Origin of the sequence: Polyangium fumosum (assembly GCF_005144585.1) — a bacterium.
Classification (GTDB): domain Bacteria; phylum Myxococcota_A; class Polyangia; order Polyangiales; family Polyangiaceae; genus Polyangium; species Polyangium fumosum.
Window position 1 is genome coordinate 68,772 of record NZ_SSMQ01000017.1, and the last position, 21,081, is coordinate 89,852.

The following is a 21,081-nucleotide window of genomic DNA, read 5'->3' on the forward strand; positions in this document are numbered from 1 at the left end:
GCTCGTCCGCAGGCGAGACGAACGTGCGGCGCATCCCGTTTCGACTGTTCCGCGGCAGCCTCCCGCTCTTGCCGGTGGCGCCGGTGCTGGTGCTGGTGATCGGCATCGCGACGGCGTTCGCGATCGCGCTGCTCGGCATCGCGCAACTTCGTCGGATCAGCGACGATGCATCGTCCCTGCGCGCCGCCGCGATCGCCAGGACGCTCGCTGCGCGGATGCGCGTCGCGGCGGTGGAGGAGCGGCCCGAGATCGTGGGGCGCGCGGCGAGGCGCAGCGGCACGGAGCTCCTGCTCGTCGAGCAGGGTGGGCAGATCCTCGTCGACGAGAGCTTCGGTCCGCCGAACAAGGCCGAGGTGCAGCGGCTGCTCGCGGCCGGCAGCGGCGAGACACGCACGGCGCTCGGTCGCGTGCGGTTCGCCGCGCGACCGCTGGACCCGCCGCTCGATGGGATCGCGGTGCTCGCGTTCGTCTCGGCGCCGAGCCCGCCGCCGGGCTACGTGCCGCTCGTGAATGCGGTCGCGGCGTTGACCGTGCTCCTGCTCGGCGTGGCGGTCTCCGTCGCGGTCGCGTTCACGAAGCAGCTCCGCGACGACGTCGAGTACGTGCGTGAGCGCATCGTGGACATGGCCCGGCCGGACGCAGCGCCGACCGGGCAGCCGATCCCGCTCCGCTCGCTCGATCAGGTCGGCGTGCTGACGGCCGCGTTCAACCTGCTCGTCACGCGCTTCGCGGCCGCCGAGCGCAGCTACCGCGCGGATCTGCTGCAGGCCTCGGAGATGGACAAGGAGCGCTCGGCGTTCCTCGCGGGGCTCAGCCACGAGTTGCGCACGCCGCTGAACGCGATCCTCGGCTTCGCGCACGTGCTCGAGAGCGAGGTCGATGGTCCGCTCAGCGACGAGGCGCGCGAGTCGCTGGCGGTGATCCGGACGAGCGGCGAGCACCTGCGCCAGCTCATCGACGACATCCTCGAGCTGTCCGCGCTGGAGACGGGCACGCTGCAGCTCTCGCGTGGGCCCGTGGACGTCCGCCAGATCGCCGAGCAGGTCGTGCGCGAGGCGACTGCGACCATCAAGAAAAAACCGTTGGGGCTCGAAGTAACGGGCGAGAGCCGCCTCTACGCGTACGCGGACAAACGGCGCGTGCGGCAGATCATCACGAACCTCGTCTCGAACGCGGTGAAGTTCACGACGCGGGGATCGGTGACCGTGACGATCGAGGCGCGCGGGTCGTTCGTGGCGATCGTCGTGCGCGACACGGGGCCGGGCATCCCGCGCGAGCAGACGGCGGCGATCTTCGAGGAATACAGGCAGCTCGGCGACGTGCAGTCGCGCCGGAGGGGCACGGGGCTCGGCCTCGCGATCACGAAGCGGCTCGTGCACATGCACGGCGGCACGATCGACGTGAGCAGCGAGATGGGGCGCGGCTCGACGTTCACCGCGACCCTGCCGCACCTCGCGGATCCGGGCACGATCGTGGAGTCGTCGAGTGACTCGCGCGTGATCGATCTGTCCTCGGATCCGCCGCCGCGTCCGGCGCGCCTGCTCGACTCGATGACGCCGCCGCCGATGCCGTTGCCGCCGAGGAAGGGGGAGGGATGAAGGACGTCGCCCGCACCTTCACGCGCAACATCCTGGTCCGCCAGCTCCTCACGGGCTTCGGGGGCTTCTGCGCGATCGCGCTGCTCGCGCCGAACCTCATCGTGCTCGACTGGACGATGACGAAGAACGTCCTCGTCACCGGCGCCGCGCTCATGATCGTCGCGTTTGGGCTGTGCTTGCTCGTGACGGTGCTCCGGGTCCACAAGCATCGCGCGCTTCTGCATGTGCTCTCGGGGGGCACCGCGACGGTACGCGCGCAGGACTTCGGTGCTCTCGCGTCGCTGCCGAGCGCGATCACGCTGCGGACCTTCGTCGTCGGCTCGATCGTCTCCTTCGCTGGCATCGCGCCCGGGGTCCGTCCGGAGAAGCTCGATCAGGGCCGCGCCATCAGCCTGCTCTGTCTCACGATCACCATCGTCGGCGCCGCGTCGCTCATCCAGTACGTGTTCATCCGCGCGGCCACGGTGCGCCTGCTCGAGCTCGTGCCGATCGAGCCCATCACCACGCTGCTCGAGTCGCAGGAGCTGCACCAGATCCCGCGCCGAAGGCTCCTCCAGAAGTTCTTGATCGCGGTCGTCGCGCCCGTCGCGCTCGTAGGTGTGGGCGCGGTGCTCACGACGCACGCGCACATGCGTACGCTCACCGAGCAGAGCCGGAAAAACACCGCGCTGCTCCTCGCGAAGATCGCGCTCGATCCAGGGCCGGTGCAGGGCAACAAGAACGCGCGCGAGGACGCCGTGGCCGCGGCTGCGGAGCACGGCTTCCTCGCGAGGATCACCGGCCCGCGGCGCGACGGAGATCCGACGTTCCGGCGTGAGGTCGACGGCGAGCTCGTGCTCAGCGTGCCGCTCGAAGACGGCCAGGCCGACGTACGCTTCACGGCCGAGCTCGACCCCGCCGTGACGACGGAGGGCGTGGCGATCGCCCTCGCGTTCGTCCTCCTCGCGGCGCTGCTCGGCGTGTTGATCGGTCAGGCCCTCACGGCCGACCTCAAGCTCGCCACGCACCGCGTGCGCCTGCTCGGTACCGAGAGCGTGCTGCGCGGCGCGACGCAGATCGCGCGGCCTGCGCGCTTCGAGCTCGTGGCGCGGCTCGGTCGGGCGATCGAGGTGCTCGCCGAGCGCTTCCGCATCTTTGCAGGCGCGCAGGAGCGCGCGCTCGAAGCGCAGGAGGCCGCGCAGCGCATGCGAGGCCTGCTCTTCGCGAGCGTGAGCCACGACCTGAAGAGCCCGCTCAACGCGATCCTCGGCTTCGCGGAGCTCGTCGGTCGCGAGGAGCTCACCGTGAGCCAGCGCGAGAGCCTCGCGCTCATCGCGAACCGCGGCCGCGAGTTGCTTGGCCTGATCGAGTCGATCCTGGACACGGCGCGCGTCGAGGCCGGACAGCTCACGCTCATGCCGCGCGCGACCGAGGTCGCGATCCTCGCGACGGACGCCGTGCGCAAGGCGCGCGAGCTCGCGGGCGACACGCAGAACGACGTCGTCCTCGAGGTCGCCGAGGGGCTGCCGACGATCCCGGTGGATCCTGCGTACACGGCGCGCGCGATCGCCGTCGTTGTCGCGCATGCGATCCGGACGTCGGCGGTCGACGCGGCCTCTCGCGCGGTGCGTGTGCGCGCCCTCCGTCCTGCCGAACCAAACCAGGCCGTGCGAATCGACGTCGAGCTCGGCAGCCGCAACACTACGCGCGCCGAGCTCGAAGCCCTCTTCGCCCGCCGCGCCACCTCGCGCGGCCGCGGCCTCACCCTCGGCTTGAGCCTCGCGCAGTCGATCATGGAGCTGCACGGCGGCTCCGTGAAGGTGGAGGACACCCCCGACGGCGCGCCCGTCATACAGTGCTGGCTCCCCCTCGTGATCCCGGGCAGCCGCCCGCGGCTCTCCTCGAAGCCCGCGCTCGGCTGAACCGGCGCCTTCCCTCCTCCCTTCGTACGGGCTACGTCCTGCCGCATGTCCGAGCGCGTGATCTCTCCGGCGTCCACCGCGGACGACGACCGCTTCGATCGGCTCTTCCGGCCGGACTCGCTCGACGAGTACGTCGGGCAGGACAAACACCGGCAGAACCTCAAGGTCTTCGTCGAGGCCGCGAAGCGTCGGCGCGAGCCGGTCGATCACACCCTCTTCTGCGGCCCGCCCGGCCTCGGCAAGACGACGCTCGCGCACATCGTGGCGCGCGAGATGGGCGTGAACCTGCACGCCACGAGCGGCCCGGCCATCGAGCACAAGGGCGCGCTCGCCGGTCTGCTCACGAAGCTCGAAGCGCGCGACGTGCTCTTCATCGACGAGATCCATCGGCTCACGCCGGCCGTCGAGGAGAGCCTCTACCCTGCGATCGAGGCGTTCAAGATCGACATCATGACGGGCGACGGCCCGTACGCGACGACGATCCAGCTCGCGCTCAAGCCTTTCACGCTGATCGGCGCGACGACCCGCACGGGCCTGCTCACGGCGCCGCTTCTCTCGCGTTTCGGCTACGTCGTGCGCCTCGACTTTTATCCCGTCGAGGATCTCCAGCGCATCATCACGCGGAGCGCGCGGCTCATCGAGGTGCCGATCGACGACGCCGGCGCCCGTGAGCTCGCCGCGCGCGCACGTGGCACGCCGCGCGTGGCGAACCGCCTCTTGCGGCGCGCGCGCGACTTCGCCGAGGTCCTCGGTACGGGCCGCATCACCGTGAAGATCGCCAGCATGACCGCCGAGCGCCTGGAGATCGACGCCGCGGGCCTCGACGAGATGGATCGGCGCCTGCTCATGGTGATCATCGATCACTACGACGGAGGTCCTGTCGGCATCGACACGATCGCCGCCGCGCTGAGCGAGCCGCGCGACACGATCGAGGACGTCTACGAGCCTTACCTCCTCCAGCAGGGTTTCCTCGGCCGCACGCCGCGCGGGCGCATCGCCACGCGAAAGGCCTACGAGCACCTGGGCAAGCCGATGCCGGTGAAGGGAACACCCCAGGGCGATCTGTTCTCCTGAAGCGGAAGAGCGGCTGCACGTTTCCCTTCCTGCACGACCACGGATAATCTCGTTCCGTGCTCCCCGCGCTCCCTGTGCTCGTCGTCGACGACGATGCCGTCAGCCGACATGTGCTGACGCAGGCGCTCGCGGGCGCCGGCATCCCCGTGGCCACCGCGGCGTCCGGCACCGAGGCGCTCGCGTGGCTCGCCGAGCGAGACGCGTCGCTCGTCCTGCTCGACCTCGTCATGGCTCCGCCCGACGGCTTCGAGGTGCTTCGCCACCTGCGTGAAGACACGCGCATCGGGGATGTCCCCGTCGTGGTGCTGACGGCGCTCGACACTGACGACGACATCACGCGCGCCTTCGACGCGGGCGCTGACGACTTCGTCCGCAAGCCGTTCCGCCCGGCCGAGCTCCTCGCGCGCATCCGCGGCCAGCTCCGCATGCGCGAGTACGTCGACGCGCTCTGGCGTCGTGAGCGCGACGCGCGCGTCGTCCTGGAGCTCACGCAGGCGCTCTCATCTACGCTCGACTTCCGCGACATCCTCTTCACGGTCGTACGTCGCATCGCCGAAGTGGCGCGGGTCGATCGATGCAGCATCGTGCTCGTCGGCGACAACGTCGATACGGGGTACGTCGTGGCCGCGAGCGACGATCGGGAGCTGCGCGATCTGCCCATCGTCCTCGACAAGTACCCGGAGATCCGGCGGACCCTGGAGACAGGCGAGGTCCTCGTGATCGAGGATGCCGCGACGCACCCGCTCTTCGAGGTCGTGCGCGCGGATCTGCCGCAGAACTCCTTTCGCTCGCTCGCGCTCGTCCCGATCGTCTACGACGACAAACCCATGGGCGTACTCTTCCTGCGCGCGCGGCAGCCAGGGACGATGCGTGATCACGAGCTCTCGCTCGCGCGCACGGTGGCGAACGCGACGGCCATCGCGCTGCGCAACGCGAAGATCCTGCAGTCGCTCCGAGATCAGACGCAGGAGATCAACGTCGCCCGATTCGAGGCCGAGCGCCGCCTCGCCGCGCTCGAACGGTACGCCGACTTCTTCCACTCAGCCGCGGACGGCATCGTGGTCGTCGACGTGGACGGCCGGATCCTCTTCTCGAACGCGCGCGCACGCGAGATCACGGGCCTCACGGAGGAGCAGCTCGCCGCGAGCCGCCTCGCCGACGTCGTCGATCCGAAGGACCTCCCGACGCTCAACCGCATCCGCAGGAGCTTCAAGCGCAACGTCTTCCCGCACATGGTCGACATCACGATCCGCCGTTCGAGCGAGATCGCCTGCGAGCGCCGCATCATCAGCGTGAGCTCGAGCTCGGTGCTGCGCGAGGACGGCGGCGCGATCCTCGTGAGCCTGCGCGACGTGACCGACGATCGCGCGATGGCCGCCGAGCTGAAGAAGACGAAGGAGTTCCTCGAGCGCGTCATCGAGAGCTCGGTCGACGCGATCATCTCGGCCGACAACGAGGGCGTGATTCGCCTCTTCAATCGCGCCGCGGAGCGCATCTACGGCTACCGCGCGAATGAAGTGATCGGCGCGATGAACGTGCGCGACCTCTACGCGCCGAACCGCGCCTCGCAGATCATGCGGCTCATCAAGTCGCCGGAGCACGGAGGCCCCGGGAGGCTCGAAGGCTACCGGACGGACGCGCTCGCGAAGGACGGTACGCTGATCCCGGTGCTCCTCTCGGCCGCGTTGATCGTCGAGGACGATCGGCCCGACGGCTCCGTGGGTCTTTTCACGGACCTTCGCGAGCGCCTGCGCATGGAGGCAAAGTTGACGAAGGCGCAAGAGGAGCTCCGTGCCCGCGAAAAACAGGCGCTCATCGCGGAGCTCGCGGGCGCGGCCGCACACGAGCTGAACCAGCCGCTCACGAGCGTGCTCGGCTACGCAGAGCTCATCAACCGGAGGGCGGAGGACCCGGCGTCCGTCCGCTCCGCAGCGTCGACGATCCTCGGGGAGGCGGAACGAATGGCCGAGATCGTCCGGAAGATCGGCAAGATCACGCGCTACGAAACCAAGGCGTACGTGGGGGCAGCGAAGATCATCGACCTGGACCGGTCCAGCGAAGAGGACCCCAACCGAGCGCTCGGGTGAGAGATGGGTGCCGAAGGTCTCGAAGCTCCGATGCGGGAATCTCAAATCCCGATCACGCAAAGGAAAGCGATGCGCCGCGATCTCCCTGTGGAGTGGCTCGACGCCCTGCTCGTCGCCTCCTGCGAAATTCCGCCCAATGCGAGCGCGGAGGAAGCCGCCACGTCGCTCGTCGTCGCAGCATTCGAAGCGCTGCCCGACTCCGCGATCGGCGTCTGCGTGCCGGGCGGGAGCGAAGGGCAGGTCGTCGTGCGCCGAGGCGCGCGCAGCGAAGGCGCGGAGTCCCCCGATCCGACGCGGCTCTTCCCCGAGTACGCGTTCGAGCGTGTCGTCGTCATCAACGCCGACGAGGGCTCGACGTTGCACCTCGCCTCCGACGACGAAGCGCGCTTCGCCGGCACGGGTTCGATGGATGCGTTCGTCGATCGTCTCGCGCTCGCGCTCGGCGCAGCTCTCCGCAACGCGCGCATTCATCGCGCGGCGCGCGCGCACGGCACCGAGGTGAAGGAGCTCGAAGCCCAGGTGATCCAGGCCGGCAAGCTCGCCTCGCTGGGGCAGATCGCCGCCGGCATCGTGCACGAGCTCAACAACCCGCTCACGTCGATCGTCGCGTACTCGGACTACCTCCACAAAAAGGCGCTGCGCACGGAGGCGGATCCCGCCGACGTCGAGCGCCTCGCGCGCATCAACGAGGCCGCCGAGCGCATCCTGCGTTTCTCGCGCGACCTCATGGCGTACTCGCGCCCCACCGCGTCCGTGCCCGCGCCCGTCGCCATCCACGACACGATCGAGCGCGCGCTCGTGTTCTGTGATCACGTGCTCGGCGAGATGCACGTCGAGGTCGAGCGCCAGTTCGGCGACGTGCGCCTCGTGCGTGGCGTCGCCGGTCAGCTCGCGCAGGTCTTCGTCAACCTCTTCACGAACGCCGCGCACGCGATGCGTGAGCAGGGCGGACGCCTGATCATCAAGACCGCGATGTCCGACGTCGGCGACGCGGTACGCATCACGATCCAGGACGAGGGCCACGGCATCGACGCTGCGCACCTCGAGAAGATCTTCGAGCCGTTCTTCACGACGAAGACCGACGGCACGGGCTCGGGCCTCGGGCTCAGCATCGTGCGGAACATCGTGGCGTCGCACGGCGGCAAGATCCGCGCATACGCCCACGCGGAGAAGGGCACGGTCTTCGTGCTCGATCTTCCGCTCGCCGCATCTCCGAGCGAGCCACCGGAGCGCTGACGGCGCGCTCTACTTCGCGAGGAGGCGATCGCCCTTCTGCGGGAGCTCGACCGACATCGCGCCGTTGCGCTCGTAGGGCGTGTACCGAGGCGGGACGCCGCGCGCGGAGCTCGCGTCCGCGTCCGTCATGATCTGCCAGTGCAGGTGGGGCGCGAACGAGTGCCCCGAGTTGCCGCATCGACCGAGCTCGGTGCCGGCCGGGACGAACATGCCTTTGCGCACGCGCACGCTGCCCGGGATGAAGTGCGCGAAGAGCGAGTACTCGCCGTTCTGATGATCGAGCACGACGAAGTTGCCGTGCATGTCGTACTTGTTCGCGCGCCCCGGGACGTTGTCGGGGACGCCGTCGACCGCGACCACCACGACACCGGGCGCGTCGGCCACGATGGGCTGGTTGTACGAGGGATGGTCCTCGTTGCGCTGCGACTTTGGCATGTTGTCGTCGATCACGAGATCGAGCGCGTACGCCTGGTCGTTGTTCGCACCGTAATGCGTGCGGTAGACGCGCCACTGGCCGACGACGGGGAGCCGGTAGAGCACCGTCCCGGGCGCATAACGCGGCATGTTCGGAGGAGGAGCGCTTCCGCCGCAGGCAGAGAGCAGGAGGCTTCCGGCGACGAGGAGGGGAGCGAAGAAAGACGAGCGGGGGAGCATCCGCTCTTCACTATACCGAGTTCAGGGATTGACCTTGATTCCGATGACGAGGACGCCGCCCTTGTGGTTCTGGCCGGCCACGAAGAAGGTCTCGCCGGCCTTCGCGTTGACCTCGAGCAGCGGGAGGAAGGTTTTGCCGCCGGGGTTCTGGATGCTGGCGCTGATGACGTAGCGCTTCGGCTCGCCCTTTTTCGCCGGCTGGACGACGTCCTTCAGCGAGATCTGGAGCACCCTGTCGTTCGGGAGCTTCAGCGTGGAGGGGCTCGCCTTGGACGAGGTCTGCTTCGAGCGATCGAGCAGCTTGTAGCTGTTGTACGAGGAGAACGGCGGCTTCGCGAGTTCGGGCATCTTGCCGATCTTGGAGTCGATGCCCGTGCCGTCGTTCGTGCCGTGGAGGACCACGATCTCCATTGAAACGGATGCGTCCGCCTGAGCGGCGGCGGCGTCCTGGGCATGCGCCACGGAGGGGACGTGTCCGAGCGACAGCCCGAACGCAGCCACGAGCAAAGCAAACAGCGGGAGCCTCATTGTTCTCCTCCAGCGGAATCGTCGGCCAGCCACACGACAGTGGTGGTGTGGTTCGACGTGGCAGCCTCCGCCGGCACGTAAAAGATCGTGCCGATTTTGGTGCCGAAGTCGACGGCCGCGACGGCCACGCCCGGCTCGGTATCACCGTCCTGCGCGTCCGTGTCGGCCACACGCGCCGCCTCTGCGGTCGTCGGGGCAGGCGCCGCGGGCGGCTCCGCGGGTGTCGTGATCGCGGCCACCGGCGCGCCTTGCGAATGCGGCGTACCGACATCCATCCGGCCCCAGATCATGAGCCCCGCCGCCGCCGCGACCGCGACCGCCGCGAGCGCGAAGATCCCGCGCGAGTTGTCGTTCGACGGGGTCGACTTCGCAGCCGCCTTGTCGAGGCCCGGCCGAAGCAGCGGTTTCACCTCGGCGTCCTTGCGCTCGGACGGCGCTTCGAGCGCGGGCGCGGCGTCCCTCGCGTCGCGCGTCGGGCTCTTGTCGGCCGCGATGCGGGCCATGATGCCGTCGGTCAGGTCGATGGCCGCGGCGCTCTCGGCGTTCTCCCGGACGATCGAGGCCGAGAGCGAGAGCGCGGCGACCTTGTTTCGCAACGCGCTGTCCCGCGAAAGAGCCTGACGAACCTCGCGCAGCCGCTCGCCTTCGAGCTCGCCGTCCACGTACATCATCAGCTCGAGGTCCGTCGGCGGCCGCTTCGTGCGCGTCTCGTGCGCTTCTCCGTTCATCATCTTCGTGGTCACGGCGCCTCCTCCGGCTCGGCTGGGATCTCGTCCGTCGTGCCGCTTCGCGAACGCCCTTCCTCCGCGTAGCAATCCGCGAGCGCGCGCTGGAGCTTCTGCCGGGCGTGGAACAGCCGGCTCATGATCGTCCCTTTCGAGACGCCCATGGCCACGGCCATTTCTTCGTACGACATGCCTTCGACTTCACGCATCAGAATCACGCCTCGGTGGTAGGGGGGCAGGGCATCGAGGGCGGCCTGGATGCGGCCCGCGATCTCCCGGCGGCGCATGACGTCGATCGGGTCGGCGCCATCGATGCGAGAGACCAGCGGAAACTCCGTCGGCTCCTCCGAAGCGGCTTGCCCGTCGACGAGCTCGGCATCCCGACGCCCAGGCTTGCGCATGAGGTCGATCGCGAGGTTCGTGACGATCCGGTAGAGCCAGGTGAAAAACGACGATCCACCCTGGAAGGAGTTGAGATTGCGGTAAACCCGCAAAAAAGCATCCTGAACCAGCTCGCGCGCGTCGTTCTCGTCCCGGACGAGACCCATCGCGATCGCGAAGGCGCGGCGCTGGTGGCGCTCCACGAGCCGCCTGAACGCCGCCTGGTCCCCCTTCTGTGCCCGAAGGATGAGCTCACGATCTTCCTCTGCCTCCCGCCTTCGGGCCTCTTTGTTGGACGCCTCCTGCGAAGACCTATTCACGCGGCCGAGACGGCCGATCGCGGCTTCGGGGAGCGGCGGGGCGTCAGGGAGATCATCCGGCAGCCCCAGGGCGCCTTCAGTCTGGTCGTCCGTCGGGTCGGCCGGCTCGGGCCGGAGGGACTCGTCGGGGGGCGTGGGAATGGGGGGCACGGCGAGGTGATACTCTAGGCGATCGGCCTTCCGGCCGAAAGGTCAAGGCTCCTCACGGTCGTCGATCGGCTCGAGCTCGCTGAGCGTTACGCGGACGTCGAAGACCCGCTCGAGGCGCGCGATCCGCAAGGTCACCGTCTTGTTGACGCCCGCGATGCTCGCGAGCCACCGCAGCTCGTTGGGATCCGCGACGGACTTGCCGTCGAAGGCGACGATGACGTCGTCGGGCGAGAGCCCAGCACGATCAGCCGGCCCACCCGCGATCACCTTCTGCACCCACGCGCCCTTGCGATCCGGCCGGCGCAGGCGCCCCGCCTCGATCGGGTTCAGCGCGTCGACGAAGACCCCGAGCGCGCTGCGCCGGATCTTCCCGTCCCGTAGCAACATGGGCAGGAGCTGCTTGACCATGTTGATCGGGATCGCGAAGCCGATGTTGTTCGCATTCGCGCGGACGGCCGCGTTGATGCCCACGACCTCGCCGCGCATGCTGAGCAGCGGGCCGCCCGAGTTGCCCGGGTTGATGCTGGCGTCCGTCTGGAGGAAGTTGAAGTAACCGCTGGGATCGAGGCCTTTGACATCGTCGCGCGTGCGGCCCTTCGCCGAGAGGATGCCCGCAGAGACCGTATGCGAGAGGCCGAACGGGTTGCCGATGGCGACGACCCAGTCGCCGACGTCGATCCCATCCGAGTCGCCGAGCGAAAGCGACGGGAGCCCTCGCTCGTCGACGCGCAAGACCGCGATGTCCGTGTGCTTGTCCCGGCCGACGACCGTCGCCCGCATTTCACGGCCATCGACGAAGCCGACGACGATGTCCGTCGCGTCCTCGATGACGTGGTTGTTCGTCAGCATGAACCCCTCGGGGTCATAGACGAACGCGGTGCCGAGGCCCTCGGAGACGGCGCGCCGGCGGCCCGACGAGGTCTCCTTCTCGACGCGCGCCTTCACCGTCGCCACGGCCGGATCAGCCTTTTTCGCGAGCGGCGCGAAGGAGATCGGCGCGCCCTCGGCCGTCACGACCGCCGGCGCGGAGAGCCCGGTTTGCGCGAGCGCCGGAGGCCCCGTGGACGCAGTGCTGCTCGGAAGCGCGATGGCGCCGGGCGGGAGCGACGAGGTGCCCTCGCCCGGCGGGGACGAACCGCTCGACGCTCCGCCGCCCTTGCCACACGCCGACGCGGCCACGAGGAGCCACGAGATCAGGACGATGCGCGAGAGCAGCGGACGACGTGAGTTCACGTTTCTTTCGATACCTCTGCGAGGCGTTCGCGCAACTCGTCGAGGGCCTGCGTGAGGAGCCGCTCTTCTTCGCCCGTGAGGTTTCCCTTCGTCTTCTCCTCGAGCAGCGTGAGGAGCTCGATGTTCTGCTGGGCGAGGTCGAGGCTGCGCTCCGCGTGCCCATCCGGGCCGGGCATGTCGCCGAGGTGGACGTGTGCCGAGCCGATGATGGACATCACGAAGATCGAGAAGTCGAGCTTCGGGAGCTGCCCCGTGGGCGGCGCGTCGCGATCGCCCGGGCTGCTCACGCCTCGCCTGCCTCGTCGGCTGCGTCGTCGATGTCATCCTCGACGTCGACCGCCGCGCTGCTCACGGCCGGAGCCGGAGCCGGAGCCGCCGCGATGGGCTGCGGCGCCGGGGCCGCAGCCGAGGACGCGGAGACGAGCGCAGGCTGCGGAATGCCGAGCCCCTCGGCCTCCGTCTCCAGCTCGGAGAGCCCGGCGAGGTAACTGTCGATGTCCGCCTGCGTGATCACGCCCGCGGCGAGGAGGCGCTCGCGCACCCGGAGATCATGGGCAAGCGCGGAGAAGTAACCCTGATCGGAAGCAGCTTTCATCGGTTCGTCGTGTCTCCCTTGGTCGGACTTGCTCCCCCCCGGGTGCAAACCTCTCAGCGCTTGCGCGAGAGCTGGACGAGATGTCCGCCGCCCTCGGCCGCGTGGCCATGATCATGGTCGTGGTCGTGATCATGGTCGTGATCGCAGCAGCCGCCGCCTTCCTCGTCGCCGAGGGCGCGCTCTTCGAGCTCGGCCTGTGCTTCCGCGATCTCGTCGTCGCTCGCCGCGCGCACGTCGTGCACGACGACCTCGAAGCGGATCTTCTGCCCCGCGAGCGGGTGGTTCGTATCCACGACGAACGCGTCCGGGAGCACCTCGACCACGCGCATCGCGATGGATTCGCCGTCGGGGGCCTGCGCGATGAACTCGTCGCCGGGCGTCACGTGCTCGCTGTCGGGGAAGTCGGTCTTGTCGACTTCGAAGACGCCCTCGTCGTCGTGCTCGCCGAAGGCATCCGCAGCCTCGACGATGATCTCGCGGCGCTCGCCCGCCCGCATGCCCTCGACCGCCCGCTCGAGGCCCGGGAGGATCTGCGCGTAACCGTGAACGTATTCGAGTGGCTCTTTCTCGGTCGCGCGATCGACCGTATCTCCGTCCTCATCGAAGAGGACGTACGAGAGCGAGACGCGCGTATCGGGGCCAATGGCAGGCTGGGACATGGGCCCGTGGATGTGCCACGTAGGCGTCGCCCCTTCAAGCCTTGCCGGAGATCCTTTGGCACGGCCGCGCCCGAAGGCTCCTCCGTGCTATCACGGGGTCCGTCATGGCCAATCCGGGAGTGCACCTCGATGCGGGCGGACAGGCTCGGAACAATGTGGCCGAGCGGCCCGACCTGAACAAGGCGCTGTCTCGTGTCGAAGGCCGGGGGAAATGGCTCCGCTGGTTCATCATCCTGATCGTCCTCGCAGGGGTCGCGGCGGGCGGGATGCTTTATCTGCAGAAGACGAAGCCGCCGCCGCCCGCGCGATACGTGAGCACGGCCCTCACGCAGGGCGATGTCTTCGAGACGATCCAGTCGACCGGGCAGATCAAGCCGGTCACCGAGGTGCAGATCGGCGCGCAGGTCTCCGGGCGCATCACGAAGGTCCACGTCGATTTCAACACACACGTGAAGGCTGGGGATCTGCTCGCGGAGATCGATACGCAGCTCCTCGGCGCGGAGATCGACGCGAACGCGGCGCAGGTTGCCGCGGGGAACGCGAGCGTCAAGCGTGCCGAGGCGAACCTCGAGACGGCGAAGGTGCGGCTCGAACGAGCGCGTAAGGTTTTCAAGGAAGGCGTGGGATCGCAGGCGGATCTCGACGCCGCGCAAGGCAGTTACGACATCGCGCTCGCCGACGTCACGGCCTCCAAGGCGCAGGTCGCGCAGCTCAACGCCACGCTGCGGCGCTCGAATACGAACCTCGCCTTCACCAAGATCTTCTCGCCCATCGAGGGCGTCGTGATCAACCGCGCGGTCGATCCCGGACAGACGATCGCCGCCGGCTTCCAGACGCCCACGCTCTTCGTGATCGCCCAGGACCTCCGCAAGATGCGCGTGCTCGCGGACATCGACGAGGCGGACGTGGGGCGCTTGAAGGAGGGCATGACGGCCGACATCCGCGTCGACGCGTTCCCGGGCGAGTCGTTCAAGGGGCTCGTGAGCCAGGTGCGGTACAGCCCCGTGAATCAGGCGGGCGTCGTGACGTACGCCGCGGTGATCGAGGTCGAGAACCCCGACATCAAGCTGCGCCCCGGGATGACGGCGACGGCGACGATCCACTCGGCCGAGGCCAAGGGCATCAAGCGCCTGCCGAACGCAGCGCTGCGCTTCAAGCCCTCGCCGCCGATGACGAAGGAGGGCAAGCCGATCCCGCAGGATCCGCTGCCGCCGCTGCCCGCAGGCAAAGGGCGCATCTACGTGCTCACCAACGAGACCCAGGGCGCCGAGCAGATCGAGATGCGCGAGGTCGACATCGGCATCACGGACGGCGTCCACACGGTGCTGCGCACGGACATCGGCACCTTGAAGGTCGTCACCGAAGAGACCGACGAAGGGGCCAAGGGCGGTCGCGGCGGTCGCAGGCCGTTCTAGGCGAGGGACGTGATGAAGGACGCCCCGCCGATCATCGAGTTCGTCGAGATTCACAAGGACTACGTCACGGAGGCGGTCGTCGTGCGCGCGCTCCGAGGCGTGAATCTGACGATCCGGAAGGGTGAGTTCGTCGCGATCATCGGGCAGAGCGGCTCGGGCAAGAGCACGATGATGAACATCATCGGCTGCCTCGATCGTCCGACGCGCGGCCAGTACATCCTCGATGGGATCGACGTGGGCGCGCGGAGCAACGACGCGCGCGCCATCGTGCGAAACCACCTCATCGGCTTTGTGTTCCAGGGCTTCAACCTGCTGCCCCGCACGACCGCGCTGGAGAACGTCGAGTTGCCCCTCGTGTACCGAGGTGTCGCCGCCGCGGAGCGAAGGAAACGCGCGCTCGCCTCGCTCTCCGCCGTCGGTCTCGGCGCGCGCCTGCACCACACGCCGAACCAGCTCTCCGGCGGTCAGCAGCAGCGCGTCGCGATCGCGCGCGCCCTCGTGACGCAGCCGCCGCTCCTGCTCGCCGACGAGCCCACGGGCAACCTCGATACGCGCACGAGTTACGAGGTGCTCGATCTGCTGCAACGGCTCAACCGGGAGCAAGGCATCACGATCGTGCTGGTCACGCACGAGCGCGACATCGCCGACTGCGCAGGGCGCGTGGTCGAGATGCGCGACGGCTCGGTGCGGCGCGACATCGTGAACGAGAGGCCAACGGACGCGGGGCGCGCGCTCGCGGAGCTGCCGGTCCAGGACGAACACGGGGCCACTTCGTGACGGCGATCCTCGCCGCGATCCGGCTCGCCATGCGCGCCATCGTGCGCTCGAAGCTGCGCTCGACCTTGACGGTGCTCGGCATCCTGATCGGCGTCGCGGCGGTGGTGATCGTGGTCGCGCTCGGCACGGGCGTGCAGCAGCAGGTCGTCGGGCAGATCTCGAACCTCGGCGCGAACGTCATCTTTATCTTCCCGCAGTCGACGCAGACCTCGGGCGTACGCAGCTCCGACGTCAATCGCCTCACGGAGGCCGACGGACGCGCGCTCGTGGCGGAGGCGACGAGCATCGCGAACGTCGCGCCCTTCAGCTCCACGGGAGCGCAGGTGATCGCTGGCGATCGCAACGCGGTGACGCAGGTGATGGGCGTCTCGCGCACCTACTTCCCGGTGCGCGGCTTCTCCGTGGGCAAGGGCGAGATGTTCACGGAGTCGGAGGAGCTGCTCAAAGCGAAGGTCGTGATCATCGGCGAGACGGTGCGCGAAAAGCTCTTCGGACCCGGGGATCCGATCGGGCAGTACGTGCGCATCGGTCGGTATCCGTATCGCGTCGTCGGTCTGCTCACGCCGAAGGGGCAGTCACCCTTCGGCGAGGATCAAGACGATCGCGTGCTCATGCCCATCGGCAGCTTCCGCGCGCGCGTGGTGCCGAGCCCTCCGGGGCGCGTGCAGCAGCTCATCGCCTCCGCGACGGACGAGCGGACCGTCGATCGCGCCGTCGCGCAGATCGAAGCGATCCTGCGTCAACGGCACGGAATCGCGCCCGATCAGGATCCGGACTTCGGGATCCGCACGCAGGCGGAGTTTCGCAAATCCTCCGAGGAGATCGTAGGCACGTTGACCGTGCTGCTCTCGTCGATCGCCGCCGTCTCGTTGCTCGTCGGCGGGATCGGCGTGATGAACATCATGCTCGTCAGCGTGACGGAGCGGACGCGCGAGATCGGCATCCGCATGGCGATCGGCGCCTCGGCGGCGGACATCATGACGCAGTTCCTCGTCGAGGCGATCGTGCTGAGCGTGATCGGCGGCGTGTTCGGGCTCGGGATCGGCGCTGGCGTGATCAAGGCGCTCGGCGGCGCGCTCGGATGGTCGCTCCAGCTCCCGATCCCCGCGGTCGTCGCGGCGATGGGGACGAGCGCCGTGATCGGGATCGTGTTCGGGTTTTTCCCCGCGAGGAGGGCGGCGCTGATGGATCCCATCGTCGCGCTGCGGCAAGAGTGATCGGCCTCGCGCGTGTCTTCTCCGCGATCGCGATCGCCATGCGGGCGGTCCTGCGCAACAAGCTGCGCGCGGCGCTGACGATCCTCGGCATCACCATCGGCATCGCGGCCGTCGTGACGATGACCGCGCTCGGCGACGGCGCGCGCGCCAAGATCAACGGGCAGATCACGAACCTCGGCTCGAACGCGCTGATCGTCTTTCCGCAGTCGGCGCGGGCCTCGGGCGCGCGTACGACGGGAGGCTCGAAGCTCTCGGAGTCCGACTGTCAGGCGCTCGAACGCGAGTCGACGAGCATCAAGGCCGCTGTGCCGTTCCTGCGTGCGTCGGCGCAGGTCGTCTACGAAGGGCAAAACGCGAAGGCCGAGGTGATCGGCTCGCGCATCGGCTACCTCAAGGTGCGCAACTGGGAGCTCCAGCGCGGCGAGCCGTGGACGACGTCGGCCGAGAACGTCTCCGAGAAGGTCGCGGTCATCGGCGCGGGGACGGCGAAGGATCTCTTCGGCACGGCCGATCCCGTGGGCCGATGGATTCGAATCGGCCGGCATCCGTACCGCGTGCTCGGCGTGCTCGAAGAGAAGGGCCCTTCGCCCTTCGGTCGCAGCCAGGACGACGTCGTGCTCATGCCGATCACCACGATGCGATCTCACGTGCGCTTCACGCGGCCGGGCGAGACGGACGCCATCATGATGAGCGCCACGAGCCCGGAGACGACCGACCGCGCGAAGAAGCAAGCTGAGGAGATCCTCCGCCAAAGGCACCGCATCCGCGAGGGAGACGAGGACGACTTCCTCATCCGCTCGCAGGCCGAGTTCCAGCAGATGCAGGACAACATCTACGGGGTGCTGTCCCTCCTGCTTGTCGGGATCGCGGCCGTGTCGCTCGTCGTGGGCGGCATCGGCGTGATGAACATCATGCTCGTCAGCGTGACGGAGCGGACGCGCGAGATCGGCATCCGCATGGCGATCGGCGCGCGCGAGATGGACATCCTCGTGCAGTTCCTCGTCGAGTCGCTCGTGCTCGCGACGCTCGGCGGGCTCGTGGGGACGACGATCGGCTACGCCGCGATCGTCGGCCTCGGCGCGGCGCTCGATCTGCCGATGAAGCTCGCGCCCCAAGCGCTCGCGGTGGCGCTCGGGACGAGCACGGCGATCGGGCTCGTCTTCGGGTTCTTCCCGGCGCGCAGGGCCGCGCGGATGGACCCGGTGCAAGCGCTCGGCCGCGAGTAAAATGATTTGACCACAAAATGTCACGCGCCCCGGGCCTCTCGGCCGCGGGGCGCGTGATCGTTCGGCCAATCAGATCAGTGGCTCGATTGGCTCTTCTTCATGAGGTCGGCGAAGGTGCCGAACTTCGCTTCGCGGGCGACGCCTGCGCGGTACGACTGGTACGCCTGCTTCTCGGCGTCCTCCTTGAGCGCGCGGATCGAGAGCTTCGCCTCGCCGCGGCGCGGGTCGACCTCGAGGACCTTCGCGTCGAGCTTCGTGCCCACGGGGAACTCCTTGCGGAGATCGGTGCCGCGCGCCGTGCCCGTGTGGCCCGCCGGGATGAAGCCGCGCGCCGCGCGACCGGTGACGCCGAGGACGCGGACCGAGAGTCCTCCCTCGACGGCCTGCACGACGGCGACCTTTACGGCCTTGTACTGCTGCACGCGCTGACGCGGCTCTTCCTCCTCGCCGCTCGGCAGCGCGGGGTGCAGGCCGATCTTGTGCGCGCCCGGATCGCAGCTCGCGACGACGACGTCAATCTCGTCGCCGACCTTCACCACCTCGCTCGGGTGCTCGACCTGCTTGAACGCGATGTCCGCCGTGTGGCAGAGGCCGTCGATTCCGGGCTCGAGCTCGATGAACGCGCCGAACGGCTGCAGGCGCGCGATCTTGCCCTTGTGCTTCGTGCCGACCGCGTACTTCTCCTTCACCGTGTCCCACGGATCCGCGGTCGTGGCCTTGTGGCTGAGCCACAGCTTGCCCTTGTCGTCGATGCGGATGATCTTGACGTCGATCTCCGTACCCGGACGGAAGAGGTCGCCGAGCCGCGCGCTGCGATCGTGGCTCGCCTCGGTCATGTGGATGAGGCCTTCGACGTTGCCCGCCTCGGGCAGCGCGACGAAGACGCCCCACGCCACGACCTTGCGCACGATGCCCTTGTGCACGCTGCCGGGCGTGACCTTGCTGAGCGCCTCGGTGCGCAGGCGACGCGCGTCCTCTTCGAGCATGCGCTTGCGCGAGACCACGATGTCGCGGCCCTTCTTCGCGTACTGCGCGACGACGAAGTCGAGACGCTGACCGACGAGGTGCGAGAGATCCGCGCCGTGGCGCAGGTCCACGTGCGAGGCCGGTGCGAACGCCCGGAGGCCACCGAGATCGACCTCGAGGCCGCCCTTCACCGCGCCCGTCACGAAGCCGAAGACCGGCTCGCCGCTCTGCGACGCGGCTTCGAGCTGCGTCTTCAGGTCGTCGAGCGGCTTCGGTTGCCCCTTGCAGAGCACCAGCATGCCGCCGCGAACGCCCGTGCTTTGCACGCTCGCGATGAACTGATCGCCCTCGGCCGGCACTTCCTCGTCGCCGAGCTCTTGCCGATCGAAGAGGCCCGTCGCCTTGCCTGCGATGTCGATCCAGATCGCCTGGTCCGTCACCTTGCAGACCTTGCCGAAGACCTCTTCGCCCACGCTGAACGCAGGGCGCTCGCGCTGGGCCGCGGCCGCCGCTGCGGCCTGTTTGTCCTTGCGGCGATCCTTGCGCTTGCCTTGCGGCGCTTCGCCTCCGGCTTGGGCCTCGGAAGCCTCGCCGGCCTCCGCGTCCTCGCCTTCCGCGTCCTCGCCGTCGCTCGCCTCGGCGCCTTCGGTCGCGCCTTCCGCCGTCGGGCCTTGCGCGCCCGGGGGACCCTTGCGCTTCCTGCGGCGCTTGCGCTTCTTCGCGTCGCCGCCTGGGCCCTCGGCCGTCGCCGCAGGGCTCGCCTGCGGCCTTCCGCCGGCACCCGGCAAGCGGTTGCCAATGTCGTCTCCCGGCTGCTCATCCTCCCACTCTTCGCGGGATGGAGCGGCGGTGGGCGAGGGGGCCTGGGCCTCGGTGCTCGCCTCGGGCGTTTGATTCTGCGGCTGCGCCTCGGGCGCCGCGGCGTCCGTCTGGACCTCTGCCGCCTCGGTGATGTTGTTGTCCGTGTTCATCCGGGATCTCGGGCCCCGCTCGCGGCGCGCGTCGTCGGGGGACGACCATCGCGCACACGCGTAGCTCGGAAGGGGACGGAAAACATAACGTACCTCGTGCACAGGCGCGAGGTCTCCGCGCACAGCGCTCGAACTTCGAGACGCTTTTTCAACGTACGATGGGTAAAAACCGCTGCTGACCACCGCTACGGTCGATGCGGAGGGAGCCCCCGCGACCGAGGTCTTGCACGCTCACCTTGGCCGCCAGCCGCTGCGCCACCTCGAGGAACGCTCGGCCGACCGAGCTGTCGGGCGCCGCCTGCACGACGGGCGTACCTGCGTCGCCCCACTCCCGCACCGAAGGATCGAGCGGGATCTGGCCGAGCAGCGGGGCGCCCGCGAACTCGGCGATCTTCTGGCCGCCGCCCGAGCCGAAGAGCTCGTGACGCGCGGAGCAACCGTCACAGATGAAATAACTCTCGTTCTCGACGACGCCGAGGATGGGGATGCCCACCTTCTGGGCCATCGAGACCGATTTGTAAACGTCCTGGAGCGCGACCTCCTGCGGCGTCGTCACGACGACGGCGCCCGTGGTGCGCAGCTTTTGCGAGATCGTGAGCACGATGTCGCCCGTGCCGGGAGGCAGGTCGAGGATGAGGTAGTCGAGCGTGCCCCAGTCGACGTCCTTCATGAACTGGAGCAGCGCGTTCTGGATCATCGGCCCGCGCCACACGACGGCTTGGCGCGCGTCTTCGAGCAAGAAGCCGATCGACATGAGCTTCACGCCGAAGCGCTCGAGCGGGAGGAAGCGCTGCCCGTCCGACGAGGTCGGCCGGCCCATCACGCCGAGCATCGTGGGCACGCTGGGCCCGTACATGTCGGCGTCGAGCAGGCCCACGCGGCAGCCGAGGCGGTTCAACGCGAGCGTCAGGTTCGCGGCGACCGTGCTCTTTCCGACGCCGCCTTTGCCGCTCATCACGAGCACGATGTTCTTCACGCCCGGGCAAGGATCGTCGGCCATGATGTTGCGCTCCGGGACGTTTGAGGTCCAACGAATCGTCACGTTCGCGGCGCCCGCGGCCTTGAGCGCCGCCGTCACGTCGTCCTGGAGCCGATCCTTGTACGGGCACGCCGGCGTCGTGAGCGTGAGGACGACGGTGACGTCGTCGCCTTCGACGATGACGTCTCCCAGCATGCCGACGTCGGCGAGGGGGCGAGACAGCTCGGGGTCCTCGACCCTTCCGAGCGCGGTTTTCGCGGATTCGACCGTGATTGCCATGATTTCCTTCGGGGCAGGCGCGGGGCAGCCGGTCTGTTAGGACCAGCCACGGGTGTCGTCAACCCGTTCCGCCGTCACAGGTGCGCGCTGCCGCCGGGAAAAACGGCCGG

The 21,081-nt window shown here is 68.8% G+C and carries 19 protein-coding genes; 9 read left to right on the forward strand and 10 right to left on the reverse strand.

The features are described 5' to 3' along the window. Nucleotides 1-23 precede the first annotated feature (23 nt). From E8A74_RS18070 to E8A74_RS18090, 5 genes are all read left to right on the forward strand, one after another. Nucleotides 24-1,598 (forward strand): sensor histidine kinase, encoded by a 1,575-nt coding sequence (locus E8A74_RS18070; RefSeq protein ID WP_232379626.1) that lies wholly within the window; start codon nucleotides 24-26, stop codon nucleotides 1,596-1,598. Continuing rightward, on the forward strand, nucleotides 1,595-3,499 hold the full coding sequence (locus E8A74_RS18075) for a sensor histidine kinase (RefSeq protein WP_136930268.1): 1,905 nt from the start codon (nucleotides 1,595-1,597) through the stop codon (nucleotides 3,497-3,499). The genes E8A74_RS18070 and E8A74_RS18075 overlap by 4 nt, the downstream gene beginning before the upstream one ends. Before the next feature lie 45 nt (nucleotides 3,500-3,544). Continuing rightward, nucleotides 3,545-4,573, forward strand: a complete 1,029-nt coding sequence (ruvB, locus tag E8A74_RS18080; protein WP_136930269.1) for a Holliday junction branch migration DNA helicase RuvB — start codon at nucleotides 3,545-3,547, stop codon at nucleotides 4,571-4,573. Nucleotides 4,574-4,629: 56 nt separating this feature from the next. Next, entirely contained in the window at nucleotides 4,630-6,660 is a 2,031-nt protein-coding gene (locus E8A74_RS18085; RefSeq protein ID WP_232379627.1) for a PAS domain S-box protein, read from the forward strand. 69 nt (nucleotides 6,661-6,729) lie between these two features. Next, nucleotides 6,730-7,896 (forward strand): sensor histidine kinase, encoded by a 1,167-nt coding sequence (locus E8A74_RS18090; RefSeq protein ID WP_232379628.1) that lies wholly within the window; start codon nucleotides 6,730-6,732, stop codon nucleotides 7,894-7,896. A gap of 9 nt (nucleotides 7,897-7,905) precedes the next feature. Here the strand turns inward: E8A74_RS18090 and E8A74_RS18095 are convergent, their stop codons facing one another. Genes E8A74_RS18095 through E8A74_RS18130 form a run of 8 tightly spaced genes read right to left on the reverse strand, consistent with a single transcriptional unit; the run spans nucleotide 7,906 to nucleotide 13,141 of the window. Next, nucleotides 7,906-8,550 (reverse strand): M23 family metallopeptidase, encoded by a 645-nt coding sequence (locus E8A74_RS18095; RefSeq protein WP_136930271.1) that lies wholly within the window; start codon nucleotides 8,548-8,550, stop codon nucleotides 7,906-7,908. Between the two features lie 21 nt (nucleotides 8,551-8,571). Beyond that, complete coding sequence (locus E8A74_RS18100; protein ID WP_136930272.1) at nucleotides 8,572-9,078, reverse strand: hypothetical protein; 507 nt, start codon at nucleotides 9,076-9,078, stop codon at nucleotides 8,572-8,574. Beyond that, nucleotides 9,075-9,821, reverse strand: coding sequence for an anti-sigma factor family protein (locus E8A74_RS18105; RefSeq protein WP_136930273.1), 747 nt, complete (start codon nucleotides 9,819-9,821; stop codon nucleotides 9,075-9,077). Before E8A74_RS18105 ends, E8A74_RS18100 begins: the two co-directional genes overlap by 4 nt. After that, nucleotides 9,818-10,654 carry a sigma-70 family RNA polymerase sigma factor gene (locus tag E8A74_RS18110; protein ID WP_232379629.1) on the reverse strand — a complete coding sequence of 279 codons (837 nt, stop codon included), beginning with the start codon at nucleotides 10,652-10,654 and terminating at the stop codon, nucleotides 9,818-9,820. Before E8A74_RS18110 ends, E8A74_RS18105 begins: the two co-directional genes overlap by 4 nt. 42 nt (nucleotides 10,655-10,696) lie before the next feature. After that, nucleotides 10,697-11,887, reverse strand: a complete 1,191-nt coding sequence (locus tag E8A74_RS18115) for a S1C family serine protease (protein WP_232379630.1) — start codon at nucleotides 11,885-11,887, stop codon at nucleotides 10,697-10,699. Further along, nucleotides 11,884-12,174 (reverse strand): DUF1844 domain-containing protein, encoded by a 291-nt coding sequence (locus tag E8A74_RS18120; RefSeq protein ID WP_136930274.1) that lies wholly within the window; start codon nucleotides 12,172-12,174, stop codon nucleotides 11,884-11,886. Before E8A74_RS18120 ends, E8A74_RS18115 begins: the two co-directional genes overlap by 4 nt. Beyond that, complete coding sequence (locus E8A74_RS18125) at nucleotides 12,171-12,482, reverse strand: hypothetical protein (protein ID WP_136930275.1); 312 nt, start codon at nucleotides 12,480-12,482, stop codon at nucleotides 12,171-12,173. The genes E8A74_RS18120 and E8A74_RS18125 overlap by 4 nt, the downstream gene beginning before the upstream one ends. Before the next feature lie 53 nt (nucleotides 12,483-12,535). Continuing rightward, entirely contained in the window at nucleotides 12,536-13,141 is a 606-nt protein-coding gene (locus E8A74_RS18130; protein WP_136930276.1) for an FKBP-type peptidyl-prolyl cis-trans isomerase, read from the reverse strand. A 104-nt stretch (nucleotides 13,142-13,245) separates the two neighbouring features. Between E8A74_RS18130 and E8A74_RS18135 the strand changes: the two genes are divergently transcribed. From E8A74_RS18135 to E8A74_RS18150, 4 genes are read left to right on the forward strand one after another with little or no spacing between them, the layout of a single operon-like run. Continuing rightward, complete coding sequence (locus E8A74_RS18135) at nucleotides 13,246-14,556, forward strand: efflux RND transporter periplasmic adaptor subunit (protein WP_136930277.1); 1,311 nt, start codon at nucleotides 13,246-13,248, stop codon at nucleotides 14,554-14,556. A gap of 12 nt (nucleotides 14,557-14,568) precedes the next feature. Further along, on the forward strand, nucleotides 14,569-15,333 hold the full coding sequence (locus E8A74_RS18140) for an ABC transporter ATP-binding protein (RefSeq protein WP_136930278.1): 765 nt from the start codon (nucleotides 14,569-14,571) through the stop codon (nucleotides 15,331-15,333). Next, nucleotides 15,330-16,550, forward strand: coding sequence for an ABC transporter permease (locus tag E8A74_RS18145; protein WP_136930279.1), 1,221 nt, complete (start codon nucleotides 15,330-15,332; stop codon nucleotides 16,548-16,550). The genes E8A74_RS18140 and E8A74_RS18145 overlap by 4 nt, the downstream gene beginning before the upstream one ends. After that, complete coding sequence (locus tag E8A74_RS18150; protein WP_232379631.1) at nucleotides 16,547-17,776, forward strand: ABC transporter permease; 1,230 nt, start codon at nucleotides 16,547-16,549, stop codon at nucleotides 17,774-17,776. The genes E8A74_RS18145 and E8A74_RS18150 overlap by 4 nt, the downstream gene beginning before the upstream one ends. Before the next feature lie 74 nt (nucleotides 17,777-17,850). On the opposite strand, the gene E8A74_RS18155 is transcribed toward E8A74_RS18150, so the two are convergent. Continuing rightward, complete coding sequence (locus tag E8A74_RS18155) at nucleotides 17,851-19,713, reverse strand: S1 RNA-binding domain-containing protein (RefSeq protein WP_136930280.1); 1,863 nt, start codon at nucleotides 19,711-19,713, stop codon at nucleotides 17,851-17,853. Nucleotides 19,714-19,861: 148 nt separating this feature from the next. Continuing rightward, nucleotides 19,862-20,971 carry an Mrp/NBP35 family ATP-binding protein gene (locus E8A74_RS18160; RefSeq protein WP_136930281.1) on the reverse strand — a complete coding sequence of 370 codons (1,110 nt, stop codon included), beginning with the start codon at nucleotides 20,969-20,971 and terminating at the stop codon, nucleotides 19,862-19,864. Nucleotides 20,972-21,081: the final 110 nt, after the last annotated feature.

Coding starts and splice junctions, on each gene's coding strand:
- E8A74_RS18160 (WP_136930281.1), bottom strand. CDS start 20,971: ATGGCAATCACGGTCGAATCCGCGAAAACCGCGCTCGGAAGGGTCGAG.
- E8A74_RS18155 (WP_136930280.1), bottom strand. CDS start 19,713: ATGAACACGGACAACAACATCACCGAGGCGGCAGAGGTCCAGACGGAC.
- ruvB (WP_136930269.1), top strand. CDS start 3,545: ATGTCCGAGCGCGTGATCTCTCCGGCGTCCACCGCGGACGACGACCGC.
- E8A74_RS18095 (WP_136930271.1), bottom strand. CDS start 8,550: ATGCTCCCCCGCTCGTCTTTCTTCGCTCCCCTCCTCGTCGCCGGAAGC.
- E8A74_RS18100 (WP_136930272.1), bottom strand. CDS start 9,078: ATGAGGCTCCCGCTGTTTGCTTTGCTCGTGGCTGCGTTCGGGCTGTCG.
- E8A74_RS18140 (WP_136930278.1), top strand. CDS start 14,569: ATGAAGGACGCCCCGCCGATCATCGAGTTCGTCGAGATTCACAAGGAC.
- E8A74_RS18135 (WP_136930277.1), top strand. CDS start 13,246: ATGGCCAATCCGGGAGTGCACCTCGATGCGGGCGGACAGGCTCGGAAC.
- E8A74_RS18130 (WP_136930276.1), bottom strand. CDS start 13,141: ATGTCCCAGCCTGCCATTGGCCCCGATACGCGCGTCTCGCTCTCGTAC.
- E8A74_RS18075 (WP_136930268.1), top strand. CDS start 1,595: ATGAAGGACGTCGCCCGCACCTTCACGCGCAACATCCTGGTCCGCCAG.
- E8A74_RS18125 (WP_136930275.1), bottom strand. CDS start 12,482: ATGAAAGCTGCTTCCGATCAGGGTTACTTCTCCGCGCTTGCCCATGAT.
- E8A74_RS18090 (WP_232379628.1), top strand. CDS start 6,730: ATGCGCCGCGATCTCCCTGTGGAGTGGCTCGACGCCCTGCTCGTCGCC.